Annotated in this window: 23 protein-coding genes and 1 pseudogene; 7 read left to right on the forward strand and 17 right to left on the reverse strand. The window is 43.6% G+C overall.

Translation table 11 applies throughout. From position 1 onward, the window contains the following. Position 1: 1 nt before the first annotated feature. The 7 genes from DBK98_RS11835 to DBK98_RS11865 all read right to left on the reverse strand — a co-directional run bounded on the left by DBK98_RS11835 (position 2) and on the right by DBK98_RS11865 (position 5,383). Positions 2-2,044, reverse strand: coding sequence for a putative porin (locus tag DBK98_RS11835; protein WP_005809075.1), 2,043 nt, complete (start codon positions 2,042-2,044; stop codon positions 2-4). Between the two features lie 122 nt (positions 2,045-2,166). Then, entirely contained in the window at positions 2,167-2,709 is a 543-nt protein-coding gene (locus DBK98_RS11840; RefSeq protein ID WP_005776426.1) for a 2-oxoacid:acceptor oxidoreductase family protein, read from the reverse strand. Positions 2,710-2,727: 18 nt separating this feature from the next. Continuing rightward, entirely contained in the window at positions 2,728-3,489 is a 762-nt protein-coding gene (locus DBK98_RS11845; RefSeq protein ID WP_005776427.1) for a thiamine pyrophosphate-dependent enzyme, read from the reverse strand. Between the two features lie 94 nt (positions 3,490-3,583). Continuing rightward, positions 3,584-3,757 carry a hypothetical protein gene (locus DBK98_RS11850; RefSeq protein ID WP_005776430.1) on the reverse strand — a complete coding sequence of 58 codons (174 nt, stop codon included), beginning with the start codon at positions 3,755-3,757 and terminating at the stop codon, positions 3,584-3,586. Between the two features lie 10 nt (positions 3,758-3,767). Next, on the reverse strand, positions 3,768-4,850 hold the full coding sequence (locus DBK98_RS11855) for a 3-methyl-2-oxobutanoate dehydrogenase subunit VorB (protein WP_005809070.1): 1,083 nt from the start codon (positions 4,848-4,850) through the stop codon (positions 3,768-3,770). An 11-nt stretch (positions 4,851-4,861) separates the two neighbouring features. After that, complete coding sequence (locus tag DBK98_RS11860; protein WP_005776432.1) at positions 4,862-5,089, reverse strand: ferredoxin family protein; 228 nt, start codon at positions 5,087-5,089, stop codon at positions 4,862-4,864. Positions 5,090-5,107: 18 nt separating this feature from the next. Next, entirely contained in the window at positions 5,108-5,383 is a 276-nt protein-coding gene (locus DBK98_RS11865) for a tetratricopeptide repeat protein (protein WP_005776433.1), read from the reverse strand. A 279-nt stretch (positions 5,384-5,662) separates the two neighbouring features. On the opposite strand from DBK98_RS11865, the pseudogene DBK98_RS23240 reads away from it, so the two are divergent. Then, positions 5,663-5,867 (forward strand): annotated as a pseudogene (locus tag DBK98_RS23240) (DUF3352 domain-containing protein); the annotation flags it as partial. Between the two features lie 213 nt (positions 5,868-6,080). Here the strand turns inward: DBK98_RS23240 and rpiB are convergent. The 5 genes from rpiB to DBK98_RS11890 form a co-directional block, all read right to left on the reverse strand. Then, positions 6,081-6,515 carry a ribose 5-phosphate isomerase B gene (gene rpiB, locus DBK98_RS11870; protein ID WP_005776435.1) on the reverse strand — a complete coding sequence of 145 codons (435 nt, stop codon included), beginning with the start codon at positions 6,513-6,515 and terminating at the stop codon, positions 6,081-6,083. Between the two features lie 81 nt (positions 6,516-6,596). Continuing rightward, a complete protein-coding gene (locus DBK98_RS11875) occupies positions 6,597-8,606 on the reverse strand; it encodes a transketolase (protein ID WP_005776436.1) in 2,010 nt (669 codons plus the stop codon). Between the two features lie 154 nt (positions 8,607-8,760). Next, complete coding sequence (gene galK / locus DBK98_RS11880) at positions 8,761-9,915, reverse strand: galactokinase (protein WP_005776437.1); 1,155 nt, start codon at positions 9,913-9,915, stop codon at positions 8,761-8,763. A gap of 36 nt (positions 9,916-9,951) precedes the next feature. After that, positions 9,952-11,277, reverse strand: a complete 1,326-nt coding sequence (locus DBK98_RS11885) for an MFS transporter (protein WP_005809061.1) — start codon at positions 11,275-11,277, stop codon at positions 9,952-9,954. 50 nt (positions 11,278-11,327) lie between these two features. After that, positions 11,328-12,425 carry an aldose epimerase family protein gene (locus DBK98_RS11890; protein ID WP_005776439.1) on the reverse strand — a complete coding sequence of 366 codons (1,098 nt, stop codon included), beginning with the start codon at positions 12,423-12,425 and terminating at the stop codon, positions 11,328-11,330. Between the two features lie 263 nt (positions 12,426-12,688). Between DBK98_RS11890 and DBK98_RS11895 the strand changes: the two genes are divergently transcribed. After that, entirely contained in the window at positions 12,689-13,660 is a 972-nt protein-coding gene (locus DBK98_RS11895; protein WP_005776441.1) for a type I phosphomannose isomerase catalytic subunit, read from the forward strand. Between the two features lie 69 nt (positions 13,661-13,729). Here DBK98_RS11895 and DBK98_RS11900 read toward each other — a convergent pair whose 3' ends face one another. From DBK98_RS11900 to DBK98_RS11915, 4 genes are all read right to left on the reverse strand, one after another. Beyond that, positions 13,730-13,993, reverse strand: a complete 264-nt coding sequence (locus tag DBK98_RS11900) for a hypothetical protein (RefSeq protein ID WP_005809055.1) — start codon at positions 13,991-13,993, stop codon at positions 13,730-13,732. 4 nt (positions 13,994-13,997) lie between these two features. After that, positions 13,998-14,363 (reverse strand): phage holin family protein, encoded by a 366-nt coding sequence (locus tag DBK98_RS11905; RefSeq protein WP_005776444.1) that lies wholly within the window; start codon positions 14,361-14,363, stop codon positions 13,998-14,000. A gap of 26 nt (positions 14,364-14,389) precedes the next feature. Beyond that, entirely contained in the window at positions 14,390-14,599 is a 210-nt protein-coding gene (locus DBK98_RS11910; RefSeq protein WP_005776445.1) for a YtxH domain-containing protein, read from the reverse strand. A gap of 392 nt (positions 14,600-14,991) precedes the next feature. Next, the gene (locus DBK98_RS11915) at positions 14,992-16,275 is read right to left on the reverse strand and encodes a DEAD/DEAH box helicase (protein ID WP_005776446.1); all 1,284 of its coding nucleotides are present in this window, start codon (positions 16,273-16,275) and stop codon (positions 14,992-14,994) included. Between the two features lie 189 nt (positions 16,276-16,464). Here DBK98_RS11915 and DBK98_RS11920 point away from each other — a divergent pair, with 189 nt between their 5' ends. Both DBK98_RS11920 and DBK98_RS11925 read left to right on the forward strand, forming a co-directional pair. Further along, on the forward strand, positions 16,465-17,235 hold the full coding sequence (locus DBK98_RS11920; protein ID WP_005809052.1) for an SDR family NAD(P)-dependent oxidoreductase: 771 nt from the start codon (positions 16,465-16,467) through the stop codon (positions 17,233-17,235). Positions 17,236-17,348: 113 nt separating this feature from the next. Further along, entirely contained in the window at positions 17,349-17,846 is a 498-nt protein-coding gene (locus tag DBK98_RS11925; protein WP_005809050.1) for an SPOR domain-containing protein, read from the forward strand. 100 nt (positions 17,847-17,946) lie between these two features. Here DBK98_RS11925 and DBK98_RS11930 read toward each other — a convergent pair whose 3' ends face one another. Further along, complete coding sequence (locus tag DBK98_RS11930) at positions 17,947-20,619, reverse strand: glycoside hydrolase family 2 TIM barrel-domain containing protein (RefSeq protein ID WP_005809048.1); 2,673 nt, start codon at positions 20,617-20,619, stop codon at positions 17,947-17,949. A gap of 730 nt (positions 20,620-21,349) precedes the next feature. Between DBK98_RS11930 and cysQ the strand changes: the two genes are divergently transcribed. Genes cysQ through cysC form a run of 3 tightly spaced genes read left to right on the forward strand, consistent with a single transcriptional unit; the run spans position 21,350 to position 24,382 of the window. Further along, on the forward strand, positions 21,350-22,168 hold the full coding sequence (gene cysQ, locus DBK98_RS11935) for a 3'(2'),5'-bisphosphate nucleotidase CysQ (RefSeq protein WP_005776451.1): 819 nt from the start codon (positions 21,350-21,352) through the stop codon (positions 22,166-22,168). A 20-nt stretch (positions 22,169-22,188) separates the two neighbouring features. Then, complete coding sequence (locus tag DBK98_RS11940) at positions 22,189-23,745, forward strand: SLC13 family permease (RefSeq protein WP_005776452.1); 1,557 nt, start codon at positions 22,189-22,191, stop codon at positions 23,743-23,745. Positions 23,746-23,773: 28 nt separating this feature from the next. Next, entirely contained in the window at positions 23,774-24,382 is a 609-nt protein-coding gene (cysC, locus tag DBK98_RS11945; RefSeq protein ID WP_005776453.1) for an adenylyl-sulfate kinase, read from the forward strand. The last annotated feature ends 1 nt before the right edge of the window (position 24,383 follow it).

Below are 24,383 nucleotides of genomic sequence, written 5' to 3' on the forward strand. Positions count from 1 at the left end.
ATTAATCGTAGAAGTTCCAGGAAACACCGATCTTAAACAGGCGCGGATTGATGGGATAGTGGGGCGACAGGAAGTAATTCGAGTTACCCATTCCCTGATTGACGTGATACATCATTGCGAAAAGACGCGTGCGTTTCAGTTGCAGGTTGGCATATACATTGATGATGGGGTAACCGCCAATCTTTACCTGATCGTCTTCCGGTTGCAGATGAAACTGCTGGATGGCCGGGGTATATGCCGGGGCATAATACTTGGTAAAATAGCGTACATCGGCTCCCAACTGCACATGAAGCACTTTTTTCGCCAAGGTTGTCTGGATGTAGAAATTATGGTAAAGTGAAAGCTCCGGTAAGGGCAATACGGTAGTGTTGCTCGACTTTTGCCAGGTCACTTCATTGTCCAGATGGAAAATACCCAATCGGAAATTCTGCGACAGAGTGGCGGAAAGCACCTGAATATTACCGTCATTCTGCTGAGGGAGTGCCTTTTGATTGAAGTACGTATAGTTTTTAATATTTTCTACTCCGGCTTTCAGGTGGGTCTGCCAATGCTCGATGTTCAGCTCGCCTTCCAGGCGTGTGCGGAACTCTTTGTCCATATTGTCATTATCCCAGTAGAAGTATTTAGAATGATAATGACGCATATAAAATGCCGGAAGGGTATTACTGATTGATCCGCGGGCAATAAAGCTGACCGTATCTTTCCATAAGCGGAAGTTCAGGTCGAGATCGGCATTGACACGGAACTGCCCAATCGCTTTATCCAGAATACCTACTTCGCCCATGGCACGGTAATGGAGCGTTTTTCCCTGACGTTTGGCCAATTCACCCCCGACAAAAACTTCGTGTTCACTGTATTTATCTACACTCACGGAGTCTCTGTCCATTAGCCGGTAATTGCTTAGCTTATGTGAGATAAAGGCAGTCAATCCGGCTTTGGCATATTTATTAAAACCTTCAAGCAGAGCGATTCCCAATGTATTTTTTACTCCGATATAGCTGGTAGAGTCATTCACCAGCTTATTGCCCGGCTGGATATACGCTTCCGGGTAGATTTTGTACAATTCGTCCTCCGAAGTGAACTGGTGGCGGGCACGTTCCACTTTCATTGTATGGATGAAGCTGGTAACCGGAACAAATTCCGTCTTTTCCGTACTGGTGGTATCGTCTTTGGCTTTGGCCACTTCACGAGTGAATCCCAGTTTGTAACGTTGGGTGAGGAATATGTAAAAGTCCTTGTTACGATTGGCACTTTTGCTTAACAGGGTGGGAATGTTCTGTGATTCATATTCCTTTTTTCCCTCTGCCATTTCTTCCGGGCGGGTGATATAACGGTCATCGGTGATACCGCCGTTTTCATTCATCTTTAGATAGTTGTTGCTATAAAGCAATGTCGCTTCGTAGCGGTCGCCTATATAACTTCCGAAGAGTGCGGCATTAAAGAAAGAAGTGTTTTGATTGTTGTAATATCCCCGTCCGTACAGATAATCGAAATTGAAACCAAATGCCAGTTGTTTGTTTACATTTACTGAGAAATAGGACTTAAATCGCTCCTCTCCGTTCACTTTATTACCGGCTTTATAATAGCTAAGATTGGTGAAAGGCACGTTACTGTTAGTAAAGTTGAATTCGTCAGGACGGACAAAAAAACTGGAGAATGGCTCCATAAAAATGGTCGGTTCTGCGTCACGGCGTTCGAAAAAGAGGCGTGACAGGCGGGGAGAACCTAAGTTACCCAGATAATTATAATGCCCTCTCAGGCCTTCCACTAAATTGGTGTTTTGAAACATGTGGGTTGCCGTATCAGCGGGTATTTTCTGGATTGTTCCCAGGTTTTCGCTGACATGCCACATATAGAGTTTTGGGGGAAGTCCTTGTATTTCAACGTCTGTACTGTCCTCATGCACCCGCATGGCCGGGTCTATCTGGTTACCGTTGGCATCTCTACCGGTACGGGGATCGACTTGTTGTGTAGGATTGAACTGTGCCTGTGCGGTCAGTAAACCTACGACAAGGAGTATATATGTAAGTAGGATTCGTCTCATAATTAGCCGCAAAGATACTTATTAAAATGAGAATTGAGAATTGAATTTTAAAAATTATCCGGTTTCCCGGGCTGTGGCATAGCTAATAATTTTTAAATTTCGATTCTCAATTCTCGGTCGGCTTAAACCTCTCTGATCAGTTCCATACCTTTTTTGATGGCTTCTTCATTCATCGGAATCAAGTGATGGTGACGTTCGGGTAATGTTTTCTTCAGGCCTTTCACTACATTCTCTAATGTAACGATGGGGCGAAGCTTCAGTAATCCTCCCAGTACAATCATGTTGAATGCCTTGGCATTGTTCATCTCGTTGGCCGCGTCCATTGCGTCGATGCGGTATACTTTGATGTCTTTGCGGGTAGGAGGGTTAATGATTCCGTATCCGTCATAAATCAGGATACCTCCCGGCTTCACACGGCTTTCGAACTTTTCAAGTGAAGGCTGATTCAGAATGATGGCCGTGTCATATTTACTCAAAATCGGTGAGGATATTTTGTCGTCGCTTACAATGACTGTAACGTTGGCTGTACCGCCACGTTGTTCAGGACCATAAGCCGGCATCCAGGTCACTTCTTTGCCTTCCATCAGTCCGGAGTAAGCTAAAATCTTTCCCATAGACAGTACACCCTGTCCACCGAATCCTGCTATAATTATTTCTTCTTTCATCTTAATAATATTAAATTATTATTTATCTTTCAGGTCGCCCAAAGGATAGAACGGGAACATGTGTTCTTCCATCCATTTGTTGGCTTTCTCCGGAGTCATTTTCCATCCGGAACTACAGGTTGAAACGATTTCTACCAGGTTGGAACCTTTTCCGTTCATTGAGTTCTCGAATGCTTTACGAATCGCTTTTTTAGCTTTTCGGATGGCGGGAACTGTTTGTACCGATTGGCGGGTTACGTAAGCTGTACCTTCCAGTTGAGCAGCGATTTCAGTAATCTTCAGCGGATAGCCGTGGAGTTCCGGATCACGTCCGTAAGGGCAGGTAGCCGTCTTCATTCCCATCAGGGTTGTAGGAGCCATTTGTCCTCCGGTCATACCGTAGATGGCGTTGTTGATGAAGACAATCGTAATATTTTCACCACGATTCAGTGCATGGATGGTTTCTGCCGTACCGATGCAGGCAAGGTCGCCGTCTCCCTGGTAAGTAAATACCAGGCGGTCAGGCCAGAGGCGCTTGATGGCTGTAGCAAGCGCGGGTGCACGTCCATGGGCAGCCTCTTGCCAGTCGATGTCAAGGTAATTATATATGAATACAGCGCAACCTACAGGTGAGATACCGACTGCTTTGTCTTCCAATCCCATCTCCTCAATTACTTCGGCAATCAGTTTATGTACTACGCCGTGGCTGCAACCCGGGCAATAGTGCATGCCATTGTCATTCATCAGAGTCGGTTTTTTATAAACCAGATTCTCGGGCTTGATTATTTCTTCTTTCGTCATAACTTCTTTTTTTAATCTTTAAGTCACTGAACTTATGGTTTTAAGTTCGGAGGTTTTAAGTCTCACGGATTTGAAAACACAAAAACTCAGAAACTTATCTGTTGGTGAACCGTATAAAAAACTCCATCAGCTTGACAAAGATTGCCGCGCCGCATACGTAGATAAACACCTTAAAGTCATCCTTCGCTACGAAGTAGGTGATAATAGCCGCCAGGGCCAATATCATAAACAGTATGTTCAATACGTTTCTTATTTTATCGGGATTCATCGTACTGTAGTTATTTGATTAATTGTTCTTTCAATGCAGTTACTATTTCGTCCGGGTCGGGAACAATGCCTCCCAGGCGGCCGAAATGTTCTACTTTCACTTTTCCGTTTACCGCTAAGCGGACGTCTTCTACCATCTGTCCGGCGTTCAGCTCGGTTACCAGCATACCTTTTACCTTATTGGCATACTCGGCAATTGCTTTTGTCGGGAACGGCCATAAAGTGATGGGACGAAGCATACCGACTTTAATGTCTTCTTCACGTGCCAGCTCCATGGCTTTCTGACCGATACGTGCCATTGAGCCAAAAGCTACGATCAGATATTCTGCATCTTCGCAGTCTATTTCTTCGAAACGTACTTCGTTTTCTTCAATTACTCTGTACTTCGCCTGGAAGCGCAGGTTGTTCTTTTCCATCTCTTCCGGACGCAACTCCAGTGAAGTAATGATGTTGGGCTTGCGGTCTTTCGTCTTTCCGGTAGAAGCCCAAGGACATTGCGCTATGACTTCTGCTTCCGTACGACGAGCTTTGGCGGGAGGAAGAACGACTTTTTCCATCATCTGTCCGATGACACCATCTGCAAGGATGATTGCCGGATTGCGATATTTAAACGCAAGCTCGAAAGCGAGTCCGACAAAATCTGCCATTTCCTGAACAGATGCCGGAGCCAGTGCGATAAGTTTATAGTCGCCATGCCCTCCTCCTTTCACTGTCTGGAAATAGTCTGCCTGACTGGGCTGGATGGTACCCAATCCGGGACCACCGCGCATCACATTCACGATCAGACATGGAAGTTCGGCACCTGCCAAATAAGAGATACCTTCCTGTTTCAGGCTGACACCGGGGCTTGATGATGAAGTCATCACCATTTTGCCGCTGCCGGCACCGCCATAAACCATATTGATAGCTGCCACTTCACTTTCTGCCTGAAGAACTACCATACCGGTAGTTTCCCAGGGTCTCAGTTCGGCAAGAGTTTCCAACACCTCCGATTGCGGAGTAATAGGATATCCGAAGTATCCGTCGGCACCACAGCGGATGGCCGCATGGGCGATGGCTTCGTTTCCTTTCATTAATACAACTTCTTCTGCCATATTCTTTTCTTTTATTCTACTTTAACTTTATAAACAGAGATACATCCGTCCGGGCATACAGTTGCGCATGAACTGCATCCGTTACAGGTATCTTCAAGAATCTGCTGGGCATAATTATACCCTTTTACATTCACCTCTTTGGCGAGGGATATTACGTTGAGCGGACAAGCTACCACACACAGGTTGCACCCCTTGCAACGCTCCGTGTCGACTACGATTGCTCCTTTGATTTTTGCCATAATCTGTCTTTATTACGTTTATTGATTATACATATCTTTATTGTAGAAATTTAAAATATCCATCACCATCTTGCGTGCCTGGAGAGCCGGGCTGTCGGGATTGAGTTCGATGGCGGATTGATAATTGTTGAGAGCTTTTTGCCAGTCTCCCAATTTGCGGTAAGCATTTCCCATCAGATAGTAAGCTTCATCTTTTCCGACTGGTTCAGTCCGGAGAAATTCGTCAAGTGCCTGAAGCGCCTTTTCTATATCTCCTTGGTTGATAAGCTCTTTGATGGTTTTCAGTTGATCCATATCTTTTGATTTTCCGGATTATTGAGTCACAAAGATAGCTTTTTATCTTTTAACCTGTTCATCTCTATTGTGAAAAATAGGAAAACCGAAAAAAATAGAGATCTGAGTATAGTATACCTCTTTGTCAATCTGATACTCTTTTGATGTGTTTGTAGGTATTTGTAGCTCCTACTGTTTACAATTCTTTGATTATATCAGACTTTTGAAGAATTATGTTTTTTATATCTTAATGTGCTTAATTTAAGGTATTCTTATCACTAGGTAATCAATGAACTTCTTTTTCCGGGAAATGTATTACGGGAGTTTTATCCGGAAGGTGCTTTGAAAAGCGAAGATTAAAGAAGGAAAACGTCATGGTCGTTACCGTGAATATTACGAAAATGGTAAACTGAAATTCCGTGAGAAGTATGCAAATAATCAACCTAAAGGTACGTGGAAATATTATACTGAAGAAGGTGAGTTTGAACGTAAGGAGAAGCACTGATAGAGAAGTATGCCGGATTGCCTGTAAATAGAAGAGGGTGTGTCGAAACTCACCACCGAGGACACAGAGTAACACAGAGATGATTTTAAGTTGTTGATTATTAGCAAAAAAAGACTCTGTGCTACTCTGTCTTACTCCATGGTGAAAAGAGTTTCGACACAGCCTCGTATTATTATAAGAATTGGCGTTCTACTGATATGAGACCGTATGGTTTTACTTTACCGGGATCTTATCAATACGTTTTTGATGGCGTCCGCCCTCAAATTCAGTGGAGAAGAACTCCGTCATAATCATGTCCGCTTCTTCGGTACTGATATAACGGCCGGGCATGACCAGTACGTTTGCATCGTTGTGCAGGCGTGCCATGTGTGCAATTTCTGCTGACCAGCAAAGTGCCGCACGTATACCTTGATGTTTGTTAAGTGTCATACTGATACCGTTTCCACTGCCACAAATGGCAATTCCCGGATAGCATTCACCGGCTTCTACAGCCAGAGCCAGCGGGTGGGCAAAGTCGGGATAGTCACAGCTGTCTGTCGAGTATGTTCCAAAGTCTTTGTATTCCCAGCCTTTTGCTTCCAGCCAACCTCTTACATATTCTTTTAATTCAAAACCGGCATGGTCGCAACAAATTCCAATTTTCTTCATTTTTCTTTAATGTGCTAATATAGTGAATGTGCTAATGCCCCAGTCCGGAAGAACTGGCACATTAGCACATTGAATGATTGATCAGAGCATTGATTTTACCTGATTGTATACGTTTTCTGCTGTGAATCCAAGCTTTTCATCCAGTACTTTGTATGGTGCGGAGAAACCGAAGGACTCAAGACCGAATACTTTACCGTTGGAACCTACCAGACCTTCAAGATTCACCGGTAGTCCGGCTGTCAGACCAAATACTTTGGCACCTGCAGGGAGTATCGATTCCTGATATTCTTTACTTTGATTGCGGAACAATCCTTCGGACGGAGCAGAAACGATGCGGACTTTTACACCTTCTTTGCGCAGAAGTTCGGCACCGGCAACCAGTGTGGAAACTTCCGATCCCGAAGCTACCAGGATTACATCTGGATTTTCATCGGCATCTGCAATGATGTAAGCACCTTTGGCAGCCTGTGAATAATCGGTTCCTGCGGGCAGGTTAACGATGTTCTGGCGTGAAAGGATCAGTGCTGTAGGAGTCGACATATTTTCCATGGCGAGCTTCCACGCAATTGTTGTTTCTTCTACATCTGCCGGACGGAGTACCAACATCGAGTTGTGTCCTTTATGGTTTTTCAGCTTTTCAAGCAGACGTACTTGTGCTTCTTGCTCTACCGGTTCGTGAGTAGGTCCGTCTTCTCCGACACGGAATGCATCGTGAGTCCAGATAAACTTCACCGGTTGCTCCATCAGGGCAGCCATGCGAAGAGCCGGTTTCATATAGTCCGAGAAGACAAAAAATGTACCGCATGCAGCAATAATACCTCCGTGCAGAGACATACCGATGCAGATGCAAGCCATACTCAACTCAGAAACTCCTGCTTGCAGGAAGGCACCACTGAAGTCGCCTTTTTTGAATGCATGGGTCTTTTTCAGGAAACCGTCTGTTTTGTCTGAATTAGACAAGTCAGCCGAAGACACGATCATATTTTCTACCTGAGTGGCCAATGCACCTAATACGGTTGCAGATCCGGCACGGGTTGCTCCGCCTGCTTTCTGTTCTATGGCATCCCAATTTACTTTCGGGGCTTTTCCTGAGAAGAACTCTGTCAATTTAGCGGCCAGTTCGGGATTCGCCTTTGCCCATTCTGCTTTGGCTGCATATTTTCCGGCAACAATTTTCTTCAGCTCTTCCGCGCGTTTTGCGTACAGTTCGGCCACTTCGGGGAATATAGTGAATGGAGCTTCCGGATTTCCACCCAGATTCTTGATTGTATTTACATATGCGTCACCGCCTAACGGTGCACCGTGTGTTGCACAATCGGCTTCATAACTGGTTCCATCTGCCCGGCGTGCTCCTTTACCCATGGTGGTTTTACCGATGATCAGGGTCGGACGGCTCTTCTCAGCTTTGGCTTCAATCAAAGCTTTACGTATTTCGTCCGGGTCATTGCCGTTGATTGTGATTACTTTCCAGTCCCATGCTTCATATTTCATGGCTACGTTTTCGGTTGTCACATCTTCTGTGTTAGTAGAAAGCTGTACGTCGTTTGAATCGTAGAACATAATCAGGTTGTCCAGTCCGAGTGTACCGGCTATACGGCCTGCACCTTGGGAAATTTCTTCCTGGATACCTCCGTCAGATATGTATGCGTAGATAGTCTGGTTCATTATTTCGCCGAAGCGGGCTTTCAGGAATTTTGCTGCAATGGCTGCACCTACTGCATAAGTGTGTCCTTGTCCCAGCGGGCCGGAAGTGTTTTCAACGCCACGGTCTACATTCACTTCAGGGTGTCCCGGAGTAGGGCTGCCCCACTGACGGAATTGCTTTAATTCGTCCAATGTATATTTTCCGGTGAAAGCCAATACGGAATAAAGCATCGGTGACATGTGTCCCGGGTCGAGGAAAAAGCGGTCGCGACCTTCCCAACGTGGATTTTGCGGATCGTATACCAAAAACTCAGAGAAGAGTACGTTCACAAAATCAGCACCGCCCATGGCGCCTCCCGGGTGTCCCGAATTGGCTTTTTCTACCATCGACGCAGCTAATATGCGGATATTATCAGCCGCACGATTCATAAGTTTACTATCGTTCATATCTATTGATTAATTTAGTTTTTTCAGATTTTTCGCAAAGATAACCTTTTAGTGGGATTTATCTACCATAAAAAGATAGCTTTTTTACATAACAAAAAGAAAGGCACATCTGTTTAGGATGTGCCTTGCCTTCTGAATATTAGTTTTTAAATCTTTATGCCAGTTTTCTTGAACCGTCACTGATAACTACATCATACACTTTCGGGCTTCTGCCGAATTTAGCTTTAAATGATTCTTTGGCTTTTTCGATGAAGTTGTCATACAATTCGTCTTTTACCAGATTAATGGTGCAACCACCGAAACCGCCACCCATTACACGTGAGCCGGTTACGCCACATTCTTTAGCGCAGTCGTTCAAGAAGTCAAGCTCTTCGCAGCTTACCTCGTAAAGTTTGCTCATGCCATGGTGAGTTTCATACATTTTCTTGCCTACGGTTTCGTAATCTCCTTTTTCCAGAGCATCACATACATCGAGTACGCGTTGGATTTCTTCGATAACATATTCGGCACGCATATAATCTTCTGCGCTGATATCAGCTTTTGCTTCTGCCAGCATATCCATTGTACAGTCACGCAGGAATTCTACATGAGGATGTTTTTTCTGGATAGCAGCTACGGCAGCTTCACAGCTCTGACGGCGTTTGTTGTATGCTGATGAAGCCAGTTCATGTTTTACAACCGAATCAAGCAATACCAGACGATAACCTTCCGGTTTGAACGGGAAATACTGGTACTCCAGAGAACGGCAGTCCAAGCGGATCAGGCTGCCTTCTTTTCCGAATACAGAAGCAAACTGGTCCATAATACCACAGTTTACACCACAATAGTTGTGTTCTGTAGCCTGTCCTATTTTGGCTAATTCAAACTTGTCTATTTTATTCTCACCGAACAGATCATTCAGTGCGAAAGCATAAGTACTTTCCAAAGCTGCTGAAGAGGACATACCCGCACCCAGAGGCACATCTCCAGAAAAAGCTGTATTGAATCCTTTTACATCAACACCACGTTTGATCATTTCACGGCATACGCCGAATATATATCTTGCCCAACTGGCGCGCGGAGCATCTTCTTCGTTCAATCCGAAAGTAACATAATCTTTCAGGTCGATAGAATAAGCATTTACTTTGTCTGTACCATTTGGCTTGATTTCGGCAATCATTCCTTTATCGATAGCTCCCGGGAAAACAAATCCGCCATTGTAGTCGGTATGTTCGCCAATGAGATTGATACGGCCCGGAGAGGCATATACAAATCCTGTAGTTCCATCAAAATGTTTGATGAAGCGACTTCTTACGTGTTCTATATCCATGATCGTTTTGGTATTAAAAGTTATTATTTATGTTTTTTATTCAACAGGAATATCCTTATTTACATTCTTGCAACCTACAAGTGCATAATACAGCATGTATGCTACAGCTGCGAAGATTACCCAGTAACTTGCAATATAACTGCTGGTTACATCGGCTACAGCGCCCTGGATCAGCGGGAGAATACCACCACCGCAAACCATTACCATGAAGATACCGGAAGCCATTGCTGTGTATTTACCCAATCCTTCTACTGCCAGATTGAAGATACCACCCCACATGATAGAAGTACAGAGTCCGCAAAGTGCGAAGAACATGATTCCTACAGGTACTGTTTCCATACCGAAGCCGATGCTGGCACCTCCTTTAAATACAGGCATAGCTACTGTTGTTGCACTGGGGGCAAACATACCGATCAGCAAGAAGATCAGAGCCAGTGAAGAAACTACTGTCAACTGAGTTTTACTTGAGAACTTAGCTCCCAAAGCACCTCCACACAGACGGCCGATCATCATTAGGAACCAATAGGTGCCTACGATTGAACCTGCCATAGCTGTATCCATACCGAATCCTTTGGCACCTGCCGCATCCGGTGAAGTGGTCAGGAACAGGTTAATAAAGTTAGGAATACCTACTTCCACACCTACATATACGAAAATAGCAACTGTTCCGAGAACGAAGTGGCGGAATGAAAGCGGGCTGTGAGTGTCTTTTACTTTATGATCGCTTGCACTTTCTTTGTGAGGCTCGGGAATGTCCATGATGGCCAATACGATGAATACGACAGCGAAGATACCCATAGCGATGAACAATGCAGGGTTAGCATCACTGATACGTGTATCCTGGCTGATGGTACCGATCAGATAACCACCCAATACCGGAACGATCGTAGCAGAAATAGAATTCAGAGAACCACCGAACTGGATCAATTGATTACCCTTTTTACCACCACCTGCAAGTGTATTCAACAGCGGGTTTACTACCGCATTCAACATACACATTGAGAAACCTGAAACAAAAGCACCGGTCAGATAAACCCAGAATACAGTCAGTTCGCCCGGCTGATAGTCCATCTGTCCCGATAGCACTTGAATGCCTACTCCGATAAATCCTACGGCTACGGCAGTAAGGGCAGTCTTTTTGTAACCGATTCTTTTGAGCATCATACCTGCCGGCAGTCCCATAAAGGCATAAGCTATGAAGTTGGCTGCATTACCCAGCTGCGTCATCCAGTTGGCAGCCTGGAATTGCTCTTTTACAATAAGTCCGAGCGGATTAGTAAGTCCTGTTACAAATGAAATCATTGCGAAAAGCGCAAACATCATTGCAATAGGCAACACATAATTCTTTTTTTGTTGTGTCATGGTTTTTAAAAAGTTGTTAGTTATAAAAATGAGGTTAGTTATTTCCTTATTTATTTTTCAACTCCGAATTTATAGATAGTTACCTGCTGGTATTCATCACCCGGCAGTAACGTAGCTGACGGGAAATGTGCTTTGTTCGGTGTATCGGGGAAGCATTGCGCTTCGAAACAGATTGCGCTTCGTGCTGGGAAGGTTGCTCCGTTTGTCCCTTCGAAACCTCCCAGCCAGTTACCAGTGTATAGTTGTACGCCTGCTTCTGTGGTGTATACTTCCATAGTACGTCCGCTGTTGGGCTCTTTGCAGGTAGCTGCCAGGTCCAGAGAACCCGCTTCTATCTTGTTTAGTACATAGCAATGGTCATAACCTGCACCATGTATCAATTGCTGGAATTTATCATTAATTCGTTCACCGACGGTGTGCGGGGTACGGAAGTCCATTGGAGTGCCTTCTACTTTGGCTATTTCTCCTGTTGGAATGGATACCTCATCTATCGGAGTATAGAAATCTGCGTTGATTGTGACGATGTTGTTTTCTACTGTTGGGGTGGGATTGGCAGTACCTGCCAGATTAAAGAATCCGTGGTTGGTCAGGTTTACGACAGTCGCTTTGTCGGTAGTAGCACGGTATTCGATGACAATTGCATTCTCTTCTTCTTCAAGGCGATAAATCATTTCCACTTCCAGATTACCGGGGAAGCCCTCTTCTCCGTCTGCCGAAGTATAGTTAAACCGGATCATGCCTTCCTCTATCTGTTCGGCATCCCAAACTCTGGCATGAAATCCTGTGGGGCCGCCATGAAGTGAATTAGGGCCATTGTTGATTGTGAGATTGTGCTCTTCACCATACAAGGTAAATTTACCTTTGGCGATACGGTTGCCATAACGTCCGATAGTGGTGCTCAGGAAAGGTTCCGGTCCGTGCATCAGTGCATCCAGTGTGCCGTAGCTGAGTACGACGTTGGCATATTTTCCGTCTTTGTCCGGAACCATGATAGATAGAATGGCGCATCCGTAGTTTGTTACGGCAACTTCCATTCCTTTCTTGTTTTTGAGGATAAACAAATCGGTTTTCTTATCGTTTATATCCTTTTGAAAATCTTTCCGGCTGAGCCCTGACAGATTTCCTTCAGTTGGGAATGTGTTAATCATGTCTGGTATTATTAAAATTTCTTGCAAATAAAGGGAAATTCTTTCGTTCTCCCAAATTATTCCTTGTAAATCTGTTCGGCGATTTAGGAAAGTTTAGCGTTTCCCGAAAAAGCATCCAAAATTGTAATGTGAAGATAAAATTTTCATGTTACTTTTAATTAAAAGGCAGGATTTTGTGTATTATTTGATATTTTTCGTATGTTTGTCCCTTGATTGTTAAAATCATGAGTTTTTAATCTAAGTTTATAACAAGAAAAACAAAAATGTATCCATTAAAATTCGAACCCATTCTGAAGCAGACGCTTTGGGGGGGCGACAAAATTATCCCGTTCAAGCATCTGAAAGATGATTTGAAGGGAGTGGGGGAAAGCTGGGAAATTTCCGGCGTAGAAAATAACGAGTCTGTCGTAGCTAATGGTCCGGATAAAGGCCTTACGCTGACCGATATGGTGAAAAAATACCGTGAGGAACTGGTAGGCGAAGCAAACTATGCCCGTTTTGGCAATGAGTTTCCTTTGCTGATAAAGTTTATCGATGCGAAGCAAGATCTGTCTATACAGGTGCATCCAACTGATGAACTGGCTAAGAAGCGCCACAACTCAAAAGGTAAAACTGAGATGTGGTATGTAGTAGGTGCCGATAAAGGGGCTAAACTGCGTTCGGGATTTTCTGAGCAGATTACTCCGAAAGAATATAAAGAGCGCGTGTACAATAATACAATCACAGATGTGCTTCAGGAATACGAAATCCATCCGGGCGATGTTTTCTTTTTGCCTGCGGGACGTATCCATAGCATTGGTGCGGGGGCATTCATCGCTGAAATCCAGCAGACCTCGGATATTACTTATCGTATTTATGATTTCAATCGTAAAGATGCGAATGGAAAAACACGTGAGTTGCATACCAGCCAGGCACTCGATGCAATCAACTATGAAGTGCTTGATGACTATCGTACCAAATATGAACCTCTGAAAGATGAACCGGTTGAGTTGGTGGCTTGTCCTTACTTTACCACGTCGGTTTATGACATGAGTGAGCAGATCAGTTGTGATTATTCAGAGCTGGATTCATTTGTTATCTTCATTTGTATAGAAGGTTCTTGTCTGATGACCGATAATGAAGGCAACGAGGTGACGCTTGGTGCGGGAGAAACGATTTTGCTTCCTGCCACCACTCAGGATGTGACGATTGTTCCACAAGGTGGCAATGTGAAATTACTGGAAACGTACGTGTAAAGACTTCCTTGATATCACATGATAATAGTAGACGCCCGGATATACAATGATGTATGTCCGGGTGTTTTTTTAATATCTTTTCCGGAAAAGTCCGCGAACTTTGCGGATCATTTTCATGCCCAGCATGACGCCGTCAAAAATAGCCATACCGGTATTGAAAGAACGCATCAGTGAGCTACCACCTGAAGCTGCAGGTGCAAGGGGGGCGAAAATCCGGCGGGTAGTATCCGCCATGGCTTGTTTCTGGTTGCGGATATCCTGCAATATTTCTTGTTTACGCTGAGCAATGTCTTCCAGCGTAATTTTTTGGGGAGTAGGTGTGCTGTTGTTCATTGCTTCATTTTTTATCGGGATCGTTGAGAAACAGGTTTGCAAGGAAATTTACCATTGGTGAAATGATAAGTTGCCTGCGAAAAAAATAAATGATGGCGATCAATATGATATTGATGCCTGCTATGATGCCGAAACTTACCATCAATCCACCTACTAATGGCTCAAGAATGTAAGCCAAGGCAAAAAGCAGATAAAACAGGGCTACCATACCTAAGATAGTAAGCACTAAAATCATAATTAACGTGGATAGGAGTATCGTTAATTTTTCCGTCAATTCCAGTTTGGTATACTCTTTTTGGAGCACAAGAAACTTCTTGAACTCAGCAAACAGTTGCTGGATATTTTCAATGCTTTTATCGTCTGTAAACATGATAGCTCTGTTTTGGTCTTGTTCATTTAGTCAATTACTTCACCTTTGATTTCGGCTGCAATTTCGTCAACGAGATTTTCCATTTCGTTACGATTCAACTTGATACCTTTTTTGCGAAGAATCTCTGCGATTTTGTGACGAGTATCTTCTCCTTTTTCAGGAGCAAATAAAATACCCAGGGCTGCGCCTACGGCTGCACCACCCAGAAAAGCTGCTAATACATTAAGTCCTTTCATAATCTTTTGTTTTTAAATGATCATATTACAAAGCTAACATTTTTATTGAAAACTTGTTCTATTTGCCCTAATTTTTTTAGAAAATAATACTCTGTTTAAAATCTGAAGCCCCTAAAGCGGGAGATTCACTTCTTTGTGGGAATATTCGTATGGGAGATATATTTAATCAATAAAGAGTGTGTGTCGAAACTCACCACAACTCCGTGGTGAAAAGAGTTATGACGCACCTTCTTTATACTTCTATATGGAGTGTTTTCTTGGAGTTATAAATCTCCAAGATTTTTCTCATACCATGGGGCTGTGTATATGGCGCTTTTGGGTTCTATTTACCATTGGCTTGATTTATATATTTTGATGTGAAAGAAAATCACATCTGCCCTATTGCCAACGGATTATTTCCTTTTTTCTTGCTTATTAGAAGAAGGCTGGTTAGGCTTTTGTTTTTTCCGTCTCCAGAAGTCACCGTTCGCCCGGCTTCCACGGTATACTTTGTTGGCTTTTGCTTTGACCTTAATCTCTTCTTGTTTTTCTTCCTGAGCTTTGGCGCCTTCGGCAGTGACAAACGGATGTTCTTTCACTACAGGAATGTTTTTCCCTATCAGTTTTTGAATGTCTTTCAGGTAGGGAAGTTCTTCTGATTCGCAGAAAGAGATGGCTACACCTTCATGTCCGGCACGTCCTGTCCGTCCGATGCGATGCACATAAGTTTCCGGTACATTGGGTAACTCATAATTGATCACGTGCGATAGCTGATCTACGTCGATGCCTCGTGCGGCGATATCGGTTGCTATCAAGGCGCGTAGGGTGTGATTCTTGAAGTTGGTCAAGGCCCGTTGGCGGGCATTCTGGGTTTTGTTGCCGTGAATCGCTTCTGCGCCGATGCCGGCTTTGGTCAATATACGTGCCAGTTTATCAGCTCCGTATTTGGTGCGTGTGAAAATAAGTACCGACTCGATAGAGGCGTCTTTCAGCAAGTGAATCAGCAGGTCTTTTTTTTCTTTTTTCTCGACAAAATAAACTTGTTGAGAGATGATATCCACAGTCGAAGAAGCCGGGGTTACCTCCACTTTTTCCGGTTTTGTCAACATCGAGTTTGCCAGTGTCTCTATTTCCGGTGGCATGGTAGCCGAGAAGAACAGAGTCTGTCTTTTCGTCGGAAGCAGTTTCAGAATGCGTTTGATATCATGGATAAATCCCATGTCGAGCATTCGGTCTGCTTCGTCCAAAACAAAAAAGTCAAGTGAATTCAAGGAAACGAATCCTTGTGATATCAAATCCAATAATCTGCCCGGAGTTGCAACCAATATCTGTATCCCCCCCCGTAAAGCGTCGGTCTGTGGTTTCTGTCCTACTCCGCCGAAAATAACGGCATGTTTCAGACCGGTGTAACGGCCATATGCTTCAAAACTTTCACCAATCTGTATCGCAAGTTCCCGGGTTGGTGTCAGCACTAATGCTTTGATCCCTTTGCGATGGTCCGTTTTATACAATTTTTGCAAGATAGGGATAGAAAAAGCCGCCGTTTTACCGGTGCCTGTCTGAGCACAACCTAATAGATCTTTTCCTTGAAGTAAAATGGGGATTGACTGTTCTTGTATCGGGGTGGGAGAGGTGTAACCCTCTTGTCTTAAAGCCTTTAAAATAGGCTCTATCAAATTCAAATTTTCAAATGTCATGTACAATAATTGAATGAGCCTCTCGGCTCTGTTATGTTATATAGCACAAAGATAGGTCAATAGTAAGACGTAAATCCTTTTTTCTGTAATGCTTTAATCTTATTTAACTAAGGTGTAGGGCATATCATCGGAGGTTTAAGCGTACTTTTGTGTCTCATTATATGGGAAATCTAAATTAATATATGAGAAATGAAAGGTAAAATCGTTTTTATAACAGGAGCAAGCAGCGGTATTGGTGAAGGCTGTGCACGTAAGTTTGCTTCACAGGGTTCGGACTTGATCTTGAATGCCCGTAATGTGGCAAAGCTGGAAGAACTGAAAAAGGAACTGGAAACTAAATATGGGGTGCGTGTCTGTTTGTTGCCGTTTGATGTACGTGACCGCAAAGCGGCTTCCGCAGCATTGGCCTCTTTACCGGAAGAGTGGAAAAATATCGATGTGTTGGTGAATAACGCCGGTCTTGTGATTGGAGTGGACAAAGAGTTTGAAGGAAATTTGGACGAATGGGATATTATGATTGATACCAATATTAAGGCATTGTTGGCTATCACGCGTATGGTGGTTCCCGGAATGGTGGAGCGTAGCCGCGGGCATATTATTAATATCGGTTCGATAGCCGGTGATGCAGCCTATCCCGGTGGAAGTGTGTATTGCGCTACTAAGGCTGCCGTCAAAGCACTTTCGGACGGTCTGCGGATCGATTTGGTAGATACTCCCCTGCGGGTTACGAATATAAAACCGGGAATGGTGGAAACTAATTTTACGGTCGTCCGTTATCGTGGAGATAAAGATGCTGCCGATGCTTTTTATAAGGGCATTCGTCCGCTGACCGGAGATGACATTGCTGAAACCGTTTATTATGCTGCTTCTGCCCCCGAGCATATACAGATAGCCGAGGTATTGGTGATGCCCACTTATCAGGCCACCGGTACGATTTCTTATAGGAAAAAGGATTGCTGAGATTTCTGAAAAGGTGTTTTTTAGGAAGATTGTTTTGTGGGGTGATAAAAATTCTATTATTTTGTCCCCTTCAAACAGTGGATACGAAATTATTAACTAAATGTGTATAGATTATGAAAAAATTAGTAGTATTAGGGATGGGCGTATGCGTTGCCTTGGCATTTGCTTCATGTAAATCCAGCGAAAGCGCTTATAAAAAGGCATACGAGAAAGCTAAACAACAGGAATTGGCTGAACCGCAGGTAGAAGCTCCCGTAGAGGTCACTCCGGTGGTTACTGCTCCGGTAGAAACTAAAAAAGCTGTTGATAATGCTGCAGGCGTTCGTCAGGAAAAGGTAACAGTGGTTTCAGGTGCCGATGGATTGAAAGATTATAGCGTAGTATGCGGTAGTTTTGGTTTGAAAGCAAATGCAGAAGGTCTGAAAGATTTTTTGGATAAAGAAGGTTATAATGCAACTATTGCTTTTAATGCTGAAACAGCCATGTATCGTGTGATTGTAAATACATTTGCCGATAGAGCTTCTGCTGCACAGGCACGTGATGCTTTCAAGGCTAAATATCCTAATAGAAAAGACTTCCAGGGTGCCTGGTTGTTATATAGAATCTATTAATAAAGAAATTCTTTTTGGTAATTTCGGGAGCAACAGATGTTTGCTCCCGGATAAAGGCGGTAACTGTGAAGTTACCGCCTTTTTCAAATAGTGGATGTGATTATTTCTTTTCGCCGAACTCCTCCTGTTGCTGTTCTACTTCTTTCAGTTTTTCGGCATTTTCAGCTTTTTGCAATCTCTCTTTTTCCAGTTGTGTTTCTGACTTTAGAGTTAGACTGTTTGTTCCTTGTCCGGTAAAGGCCGGGATAAATGCAGATTCTTCCTGACTGTAAATTTGAGGGAAGATACCCGGTTTACTCTCTAATTCTAATACGGCACTACTTGGCATTTGTGACCCTTCGAATAAAACACTGGCCGTGATTTTGATTTTGCCGGGTTTTAAAGTAGATTGAATCAATACCGGAGCCGTTCCCCATCGAACAGATGCCGGGTTAGCCAGGTTATTTGCGCCGCCTAAGATACGTCCTTCACCTTCTACCTGGAATTTGATGGTATAGTTATTCAAACGTTTGATATTACCATTCTTGTCGGCAACGGCAGCTATAACAGTGACAAAGTCAGAACCATCTGCTTTCAGATCTACTCCTTCATTATCTACCCATAAGAGTAGTTTTTCCGGTCGTCGTGCCGGATAAACTTTATGCGTAGCTACTACTTTGCCGTCTATCAGCCCTTCTGCCAATAAGTATACGTCGGCCTGTTTGCCCTGGCGTGACAATGCTTTGTCTTGCATAAAGTCGTATGCGTCTTTGAAAGTAATGATGGGGTAAGGCATCCCTTCTTTCTCCGGGGTGCGGACATAGGTTTGTGTTTTTCCACCTTTGAGATAAGTAAGTCTCACTTCGTCGCAGTTAGAATAGACTGTGACATCTTTACCGGAGAACGGGGTCATTTCATGGGCGATATAAACCATCGGACCTGTCTTGAAAAGACGCTTCTCTTTCCGGGGAGATCGTTGGGACATAAACATATAGTAAGAATACTTGGGTTGTCGGAATACATCCATCACACCTCCGTAGAACGGATCGGGGTGATAACCGCGTTGATGGTCGAACGAATGCCATAAACAGCCTCCTACATGTTGTCGGGGAGTGCGGTATAAGGCATCATAGCTGGTATATTTATAAGGTGGGCAAGCATAATGTTGCGCTTGTATAAGCATGGCTTGTTCACCCCAGTTGCGTGCCACCCGGCTGGGAGAGTTGTGAGAATTCCAGTCATCTACATTATCACCCCATTCACGTGTGAAGTAAGTGATCTGTTTCTTGATATGGTTGGTTGAGTAGGCTCCTCCGCCTCCATTGAGCGGATGGGTGAAAAGTATTTGGAAATGCTCTTTTCCTTTGGCTTCACTATCACATCCGCTGTAACAATATGGATACGGATACTCTGCTTTTACTATATCATGTGCATTCTGGGCAAAGTCGGCCGGGTACCAGGTTTCGTTCAGGATTGGTTCCCACATCCATACGCAGGGATGGTTACGGTCCCGTCGAACCATATTCCGGATGTCACTGTATACCCGTTGCGCAAAGACAGGGGCATCGTTCCAGAATTGCCAACCCGGTGTATTGACAATTACAAACAGTCCAAGTTCATCGCAAGCGTCCATGAAAGCCGGGTCTTGCGGGCAATGTGCATTACGAATTACTTTCATCCCTGCATCTCTCAGCTTTTTGGCATCGCGCCAGTGAATGCTGTTTGGCACTGCATTGCCCACTATCGCGAAGTCCTGATGGCGGTTAGCTCCTATCAATGGTGTTTCATAAGGCCTTCCGTTCAGCCAGAATCCGGCTTCTCCCTTGAATTCGATGCTGCGGATCCCGATTCGGCGGCGGTATCCGTCTATTACGTTGCCCTGTTCGTTACGAACGCGGACAATCAGATTGTATAGTGTAGGTGTCTCCGGGCTCCACAACATTGGATTTTTTACCGTCAGCTTATCAGATGAACTGGCTGCCTTACCGGATTTGACACGAATGACGGAATTCAGAAAAGCTATTTGTTGTCCGTCCGGTTGTTGAAGCTCGTATTCGACGACTCCTTTAAAAGCTTTTTTTCCGGAGTTCCGAATCTGTATTTTGAGCAATACTTCGGCCGAGAGATCCGATACATTGTCATAAGCGACGAATAATCCTCCGCCTGCTTCTTCGTTTTCATAATTCGGATCGGTAATGAATATCTGATTATGTGCCACCAGCCAGCAGTCCCGGTATATTCCTCCGAAATAAGTGAAGTCCAGCACTTCCTGTTGTTTTCCGGGGGGATAATTAGGGTCATTGCTATTGTCGGCCCATACGGCAATCAGATTGTCTTTGCCAAATTCCAGGGCATCTGTCACATCGACAACTGCAGGTAGATAACCTCCAAAGTGTTCGGATAGCAGTTTACCGTTTACATATATTTTACTTTTACCCATAATGGCTTCAAAGTGCAGAAATAATTTCTTGCCTTTCAAGGTTGCATCCGGTGTAAAATGTTTGCGATACCATACTTCACCTTGGTAATTAACACAGCCGCTGGCTTCAGTAGGCAAGTATTCGATGCCATGGGGCAAGGAAACTACCTCCCATGATCGATCGTTGAAGTTAACAGCTTCGGCGCCAACGCAATTTCCTTTATAAAAGCGCCATGCAGGATTCATGGAATAGATCTCCCGACCGGAATCGGCCAATCGGAAAAATCCGGCGGTGGAGAATTCTGGCTGATGCGCTTTAATGCATAGCGGGGATAAAAGTAGACTGATAAATAGCAGAATAATGCTTTTCTTCATTGTGGTAGGTTTTGATAATCAGTTATTGGTGTTTTTTTTTTGATTTTAAATCTTAATAGGTTGGTTTCGTAATCCTTGCGGAGTACGGCGTGAAGTTATTAAAAAAGTCTAATACTCGCAAGAGGCTTGCAAACTCTTTATATAAATCATCTTTTAAGCTGTATAATTACCGTTCGTTATTTTCATATATTCAGATGGGAGAGTTGCTACTTGCTTAAATAGCAATTATCTTTTCCGAAACTATAAGATAAAGATTCTTTAGATAAAGAAGGCTGTATTGTACTATTTTGCTTATAACCAGTGATATGGCGGTGCTTGTTTTAAGCTTGGAAAAGACTTGGTTTAACATTGTGTTAAACCAAGTCTTTTGTGGGTAAATATCAAGTCTTTTTAATGCAAAAGGTTTGATGTTTGTGAATGGAAAGCAAATGATACAAAAGAGGAATTAACAATGTTAATTTGTACGCTCCGTCAGAGAAGTTGTTTGGAGCGTATGTTTTATCTTTGAAGCTTCTTTTTAGCACTGTCTGTGTCATATAAAAAATTGGAGGTATAGCTGAATAGTTTTTTTGATATGAAAGGTTTTTTAGGGTTTTGCCGGTTTCTACTAAAAGAAGTTATAATTAGCTATTTAAAAACTTTTTAAAGAGATAAAGTTTTTACTTTTGTGTCTCTATTTACCTGGGGATTTTACGCCTTGTCGGAAACAAGGTTTTAATTGCGTAATAAAATGGAACATAAATACTTATTTATTGCTGTTGATGCAGCCCTGAAAGCAGGAGAGGAGATATTGTCTATTTATACCGATCCGGCTTCGGACTTCGAAATAGAGCGGAAAGCTGACAATTCTCCTTTGACCATTGCTGACCGGAAAGCACATATAATAATTTCCACTATTTTGAATGAAACTCCTTTTCCTGTTCTGAGCGAAGAAGGGAGACATTTGGATTATGATACCCGTCGTAAGTGGGAAATGTTGTGGATTGTCGATCCTTTGGATGGTACGAAAGAATTTATCAAGCGAAACGGTGAATTTACAGTGAACATAGCTTTGGTGAAAGCGGGGGTTCCTATTATCGGAGTTATTTATCTGCCGGTGAAAAAAGAACTCTATTTTGCCGGTGAAGAGATCGGTGCTTATAAATTGTCGGATATTACAGCTTTAGAGGATAATGCCACACTTGATAAATTGATTGCCGCTTCCGTACGGCTACCGCAGGGCGGTCGGCAAAATCAATTTGTGGTTGTTGCTTCCCGTTCACATCTGACTCCGGAGACAGAGACATACATTGAGGCATTGAAGCAGAAACACGGCGATGTGGAGTTGATATCCAGTGGCAGTTCTATTAAAATATGTTTGGTTGCTGAAGGTAAAGCGGATGTTTATCCTCGTTTTGCTCCTACTATGGAGTGGGATACTGCTGCCGGACATGCTATAGCACGTGCTGCGGGAATGGAGGTTTATCAGGCGGATAAAAAAGATGTTCCCTTGCAGTATAATAAAGAAAATTTGCTGAATCCTTGGTTTATTGTTGAGAAGAGAAGATAAACCACTAATTGTTTGCGTTTATGACATTTGAAATTGCGTTTGTGTTATTATCCTTATTGGGGATGGTTATTGCTTTGATTCTGGACAAGATGCGTCCCGGCATGATACTTTTTTCAGTAGTGGTGTTGTTTCTCTGTGCAGGTATTTTGACTCCGAAGGAGATGCTCGAGGGATTCAGTAATAAAGGGATGATAACCGTAGCCCTGCTTTTTTTGGTAAGCGAGGGTATCCGCCAGTCGGGAGCGTTGGGGCAGGTCATTAAAAAGTTGCTTCCTCAGAAGCGAACGACGGTATTCAGGGCACAATTGCGTTTATTACCTTCCGTTGCCTTTATTTCGGCTTTTTTGAATAATACTCCGGTTGTTGTTATTTTTGCTCCAATCATTAAACGATGGGCGCGTACCGTCCACTTACCTGCTACCAAATTCTTAATTCCTCTTTCGTATGTGACTATATTGGGAGGTATTTGTACTTTGATCGGTACGTCTACCAACTTGGTTGTGCACGGAATGATACTGGAATCCGGACATGAAGGATTTACGATGTTTGAATTGGGTAAAGTGGGGATCTTTATTGCAATTGCCGGCATCATTTATCTGTTTGCTTTTTCTAAAAAGTTGCTCCCTGATGCACGTCCCGATACGGCCGTACCTGATGAGGAGATAGAAGAAGGAGATAAACTCCACCGGGTGGAAGCTGTGCTTGGTGCCCGTTTTCCGGGTATTAATAAAACGTTGGGTGAGTTTAATTTCAAGCGTCATTATGGTGCTGAGGTCAAAGAAATCAAGAAACGCAACGGACAGCGGTTCGTCAATAACCTGGAAGAGGTTGTTTTGCGTGAAGGTGATACATTGGTAGTGATGGCAGATGATACATTTATTCCTACTTGGGGAGAATCTTCTGTGTTTGTGTTGTTGGCCAACGGCAATGATAACGAACCTGTACCGGGAAAAGGGAAACGCTGGTTTGCATTGATTCTGTTGATTCTGATGATAGCAGGTGCTACTGTCGGAGAACTTCCAATAGTGAAGGAAATGTTTCCGGACATGAAACTGGATATGTTTTTCTTTGTTTCCGTTACTACTATTATCATGGCCTGGACTAAAATCTTCCCGGCACGCAAGTACACTAAATATATTTCGTGGGATATTTTGATAACGATCGCTTGTGCTTTTGCCATCAGTAAGGCAATGGTGAACTCGGGAGTGGCCGATAAGGTGGCAGAGTTCATAATCGGCATGAGCGATGATTACGGTCCCCATGTATTGCTGGCGGTTCTATTTATTATTACCAATCTGTTTACGGAACTGATTACAAACAATGCGGCCGCTGCGTTGGCTTTTCCGTTGGCTTTGTCGCTTTCAACCCAGTTGGGAGTCGATCCGATGCCGTTCTTTGTGGTCATTTGTATGGCTGCATCGGCCAGTTTCTCTACACCGATTGGTTATCAGACTAACCTGATCGTACAAGGTATCGGTAACTATAAGTTTATGGATTTTGTCCGTATCGGATTACCTTTAAATCTTATAACATTCCTGATTTCTATTTTCCTGATTCCTTTAATCTGGCCGTTTTAATGACTGAAACAACATCTAACATATTATAATGGAAGAAAATAATAACATATATCCAATATTCGACCGGATGCTGACCCGGCAGGATAAAGAAGGACTCCTGAGGCAGCATGGCGTGATGATTTGGTTTACCGGTCTGAGCGGATCGGGCAAAAGTACGATTGCAATTGCTTTGGAACGCGAATTGCATAAACGTGGATTGTTGTGCCGTATCTTGGACGGAGATAACATCCGTACGGGGATAAACAATAATTTAGGCTTTTCTGAAGCCGACAGGGTGGAAAATATTCGTCGTATAGCTGAGGTTTCCAAACTTTTTATTGATACCGGTATTATTACGATTGCTGCTTTTATCAGTCCTAATAATGATATCCGCGAGATGGCAGCCCGCATTATCGGGCAAGATGATTTTTTAGAAGTATTTGTCAGCACTCCGCTTGCCGAATGTGAGAAACGCGATGTGAAGGGGTTGTATGCCAAGGCCCGTAGGGGAGAAATAAAAAACTTTACCGGGATATCCGCTCCATTTGAGGCTCCGGAGCATCCGGCCTTGTCACTTGATACTTCAACACTTTCACTTGAAGAGTCAGTCAAGCGTCTGTTGGACATTGTATTGCCCCGTGTGAGCAGACATGAATAGA

Source organism: Bacteroides sp. PHL 2737 (genome assembly GCF_004115325.2).
Lineage (GTDB): Bacteria > Bacteroidota > Bacteroidia > Bacteroidales > Bacteroidaceae > Bacteroides > Bacteroides hominis.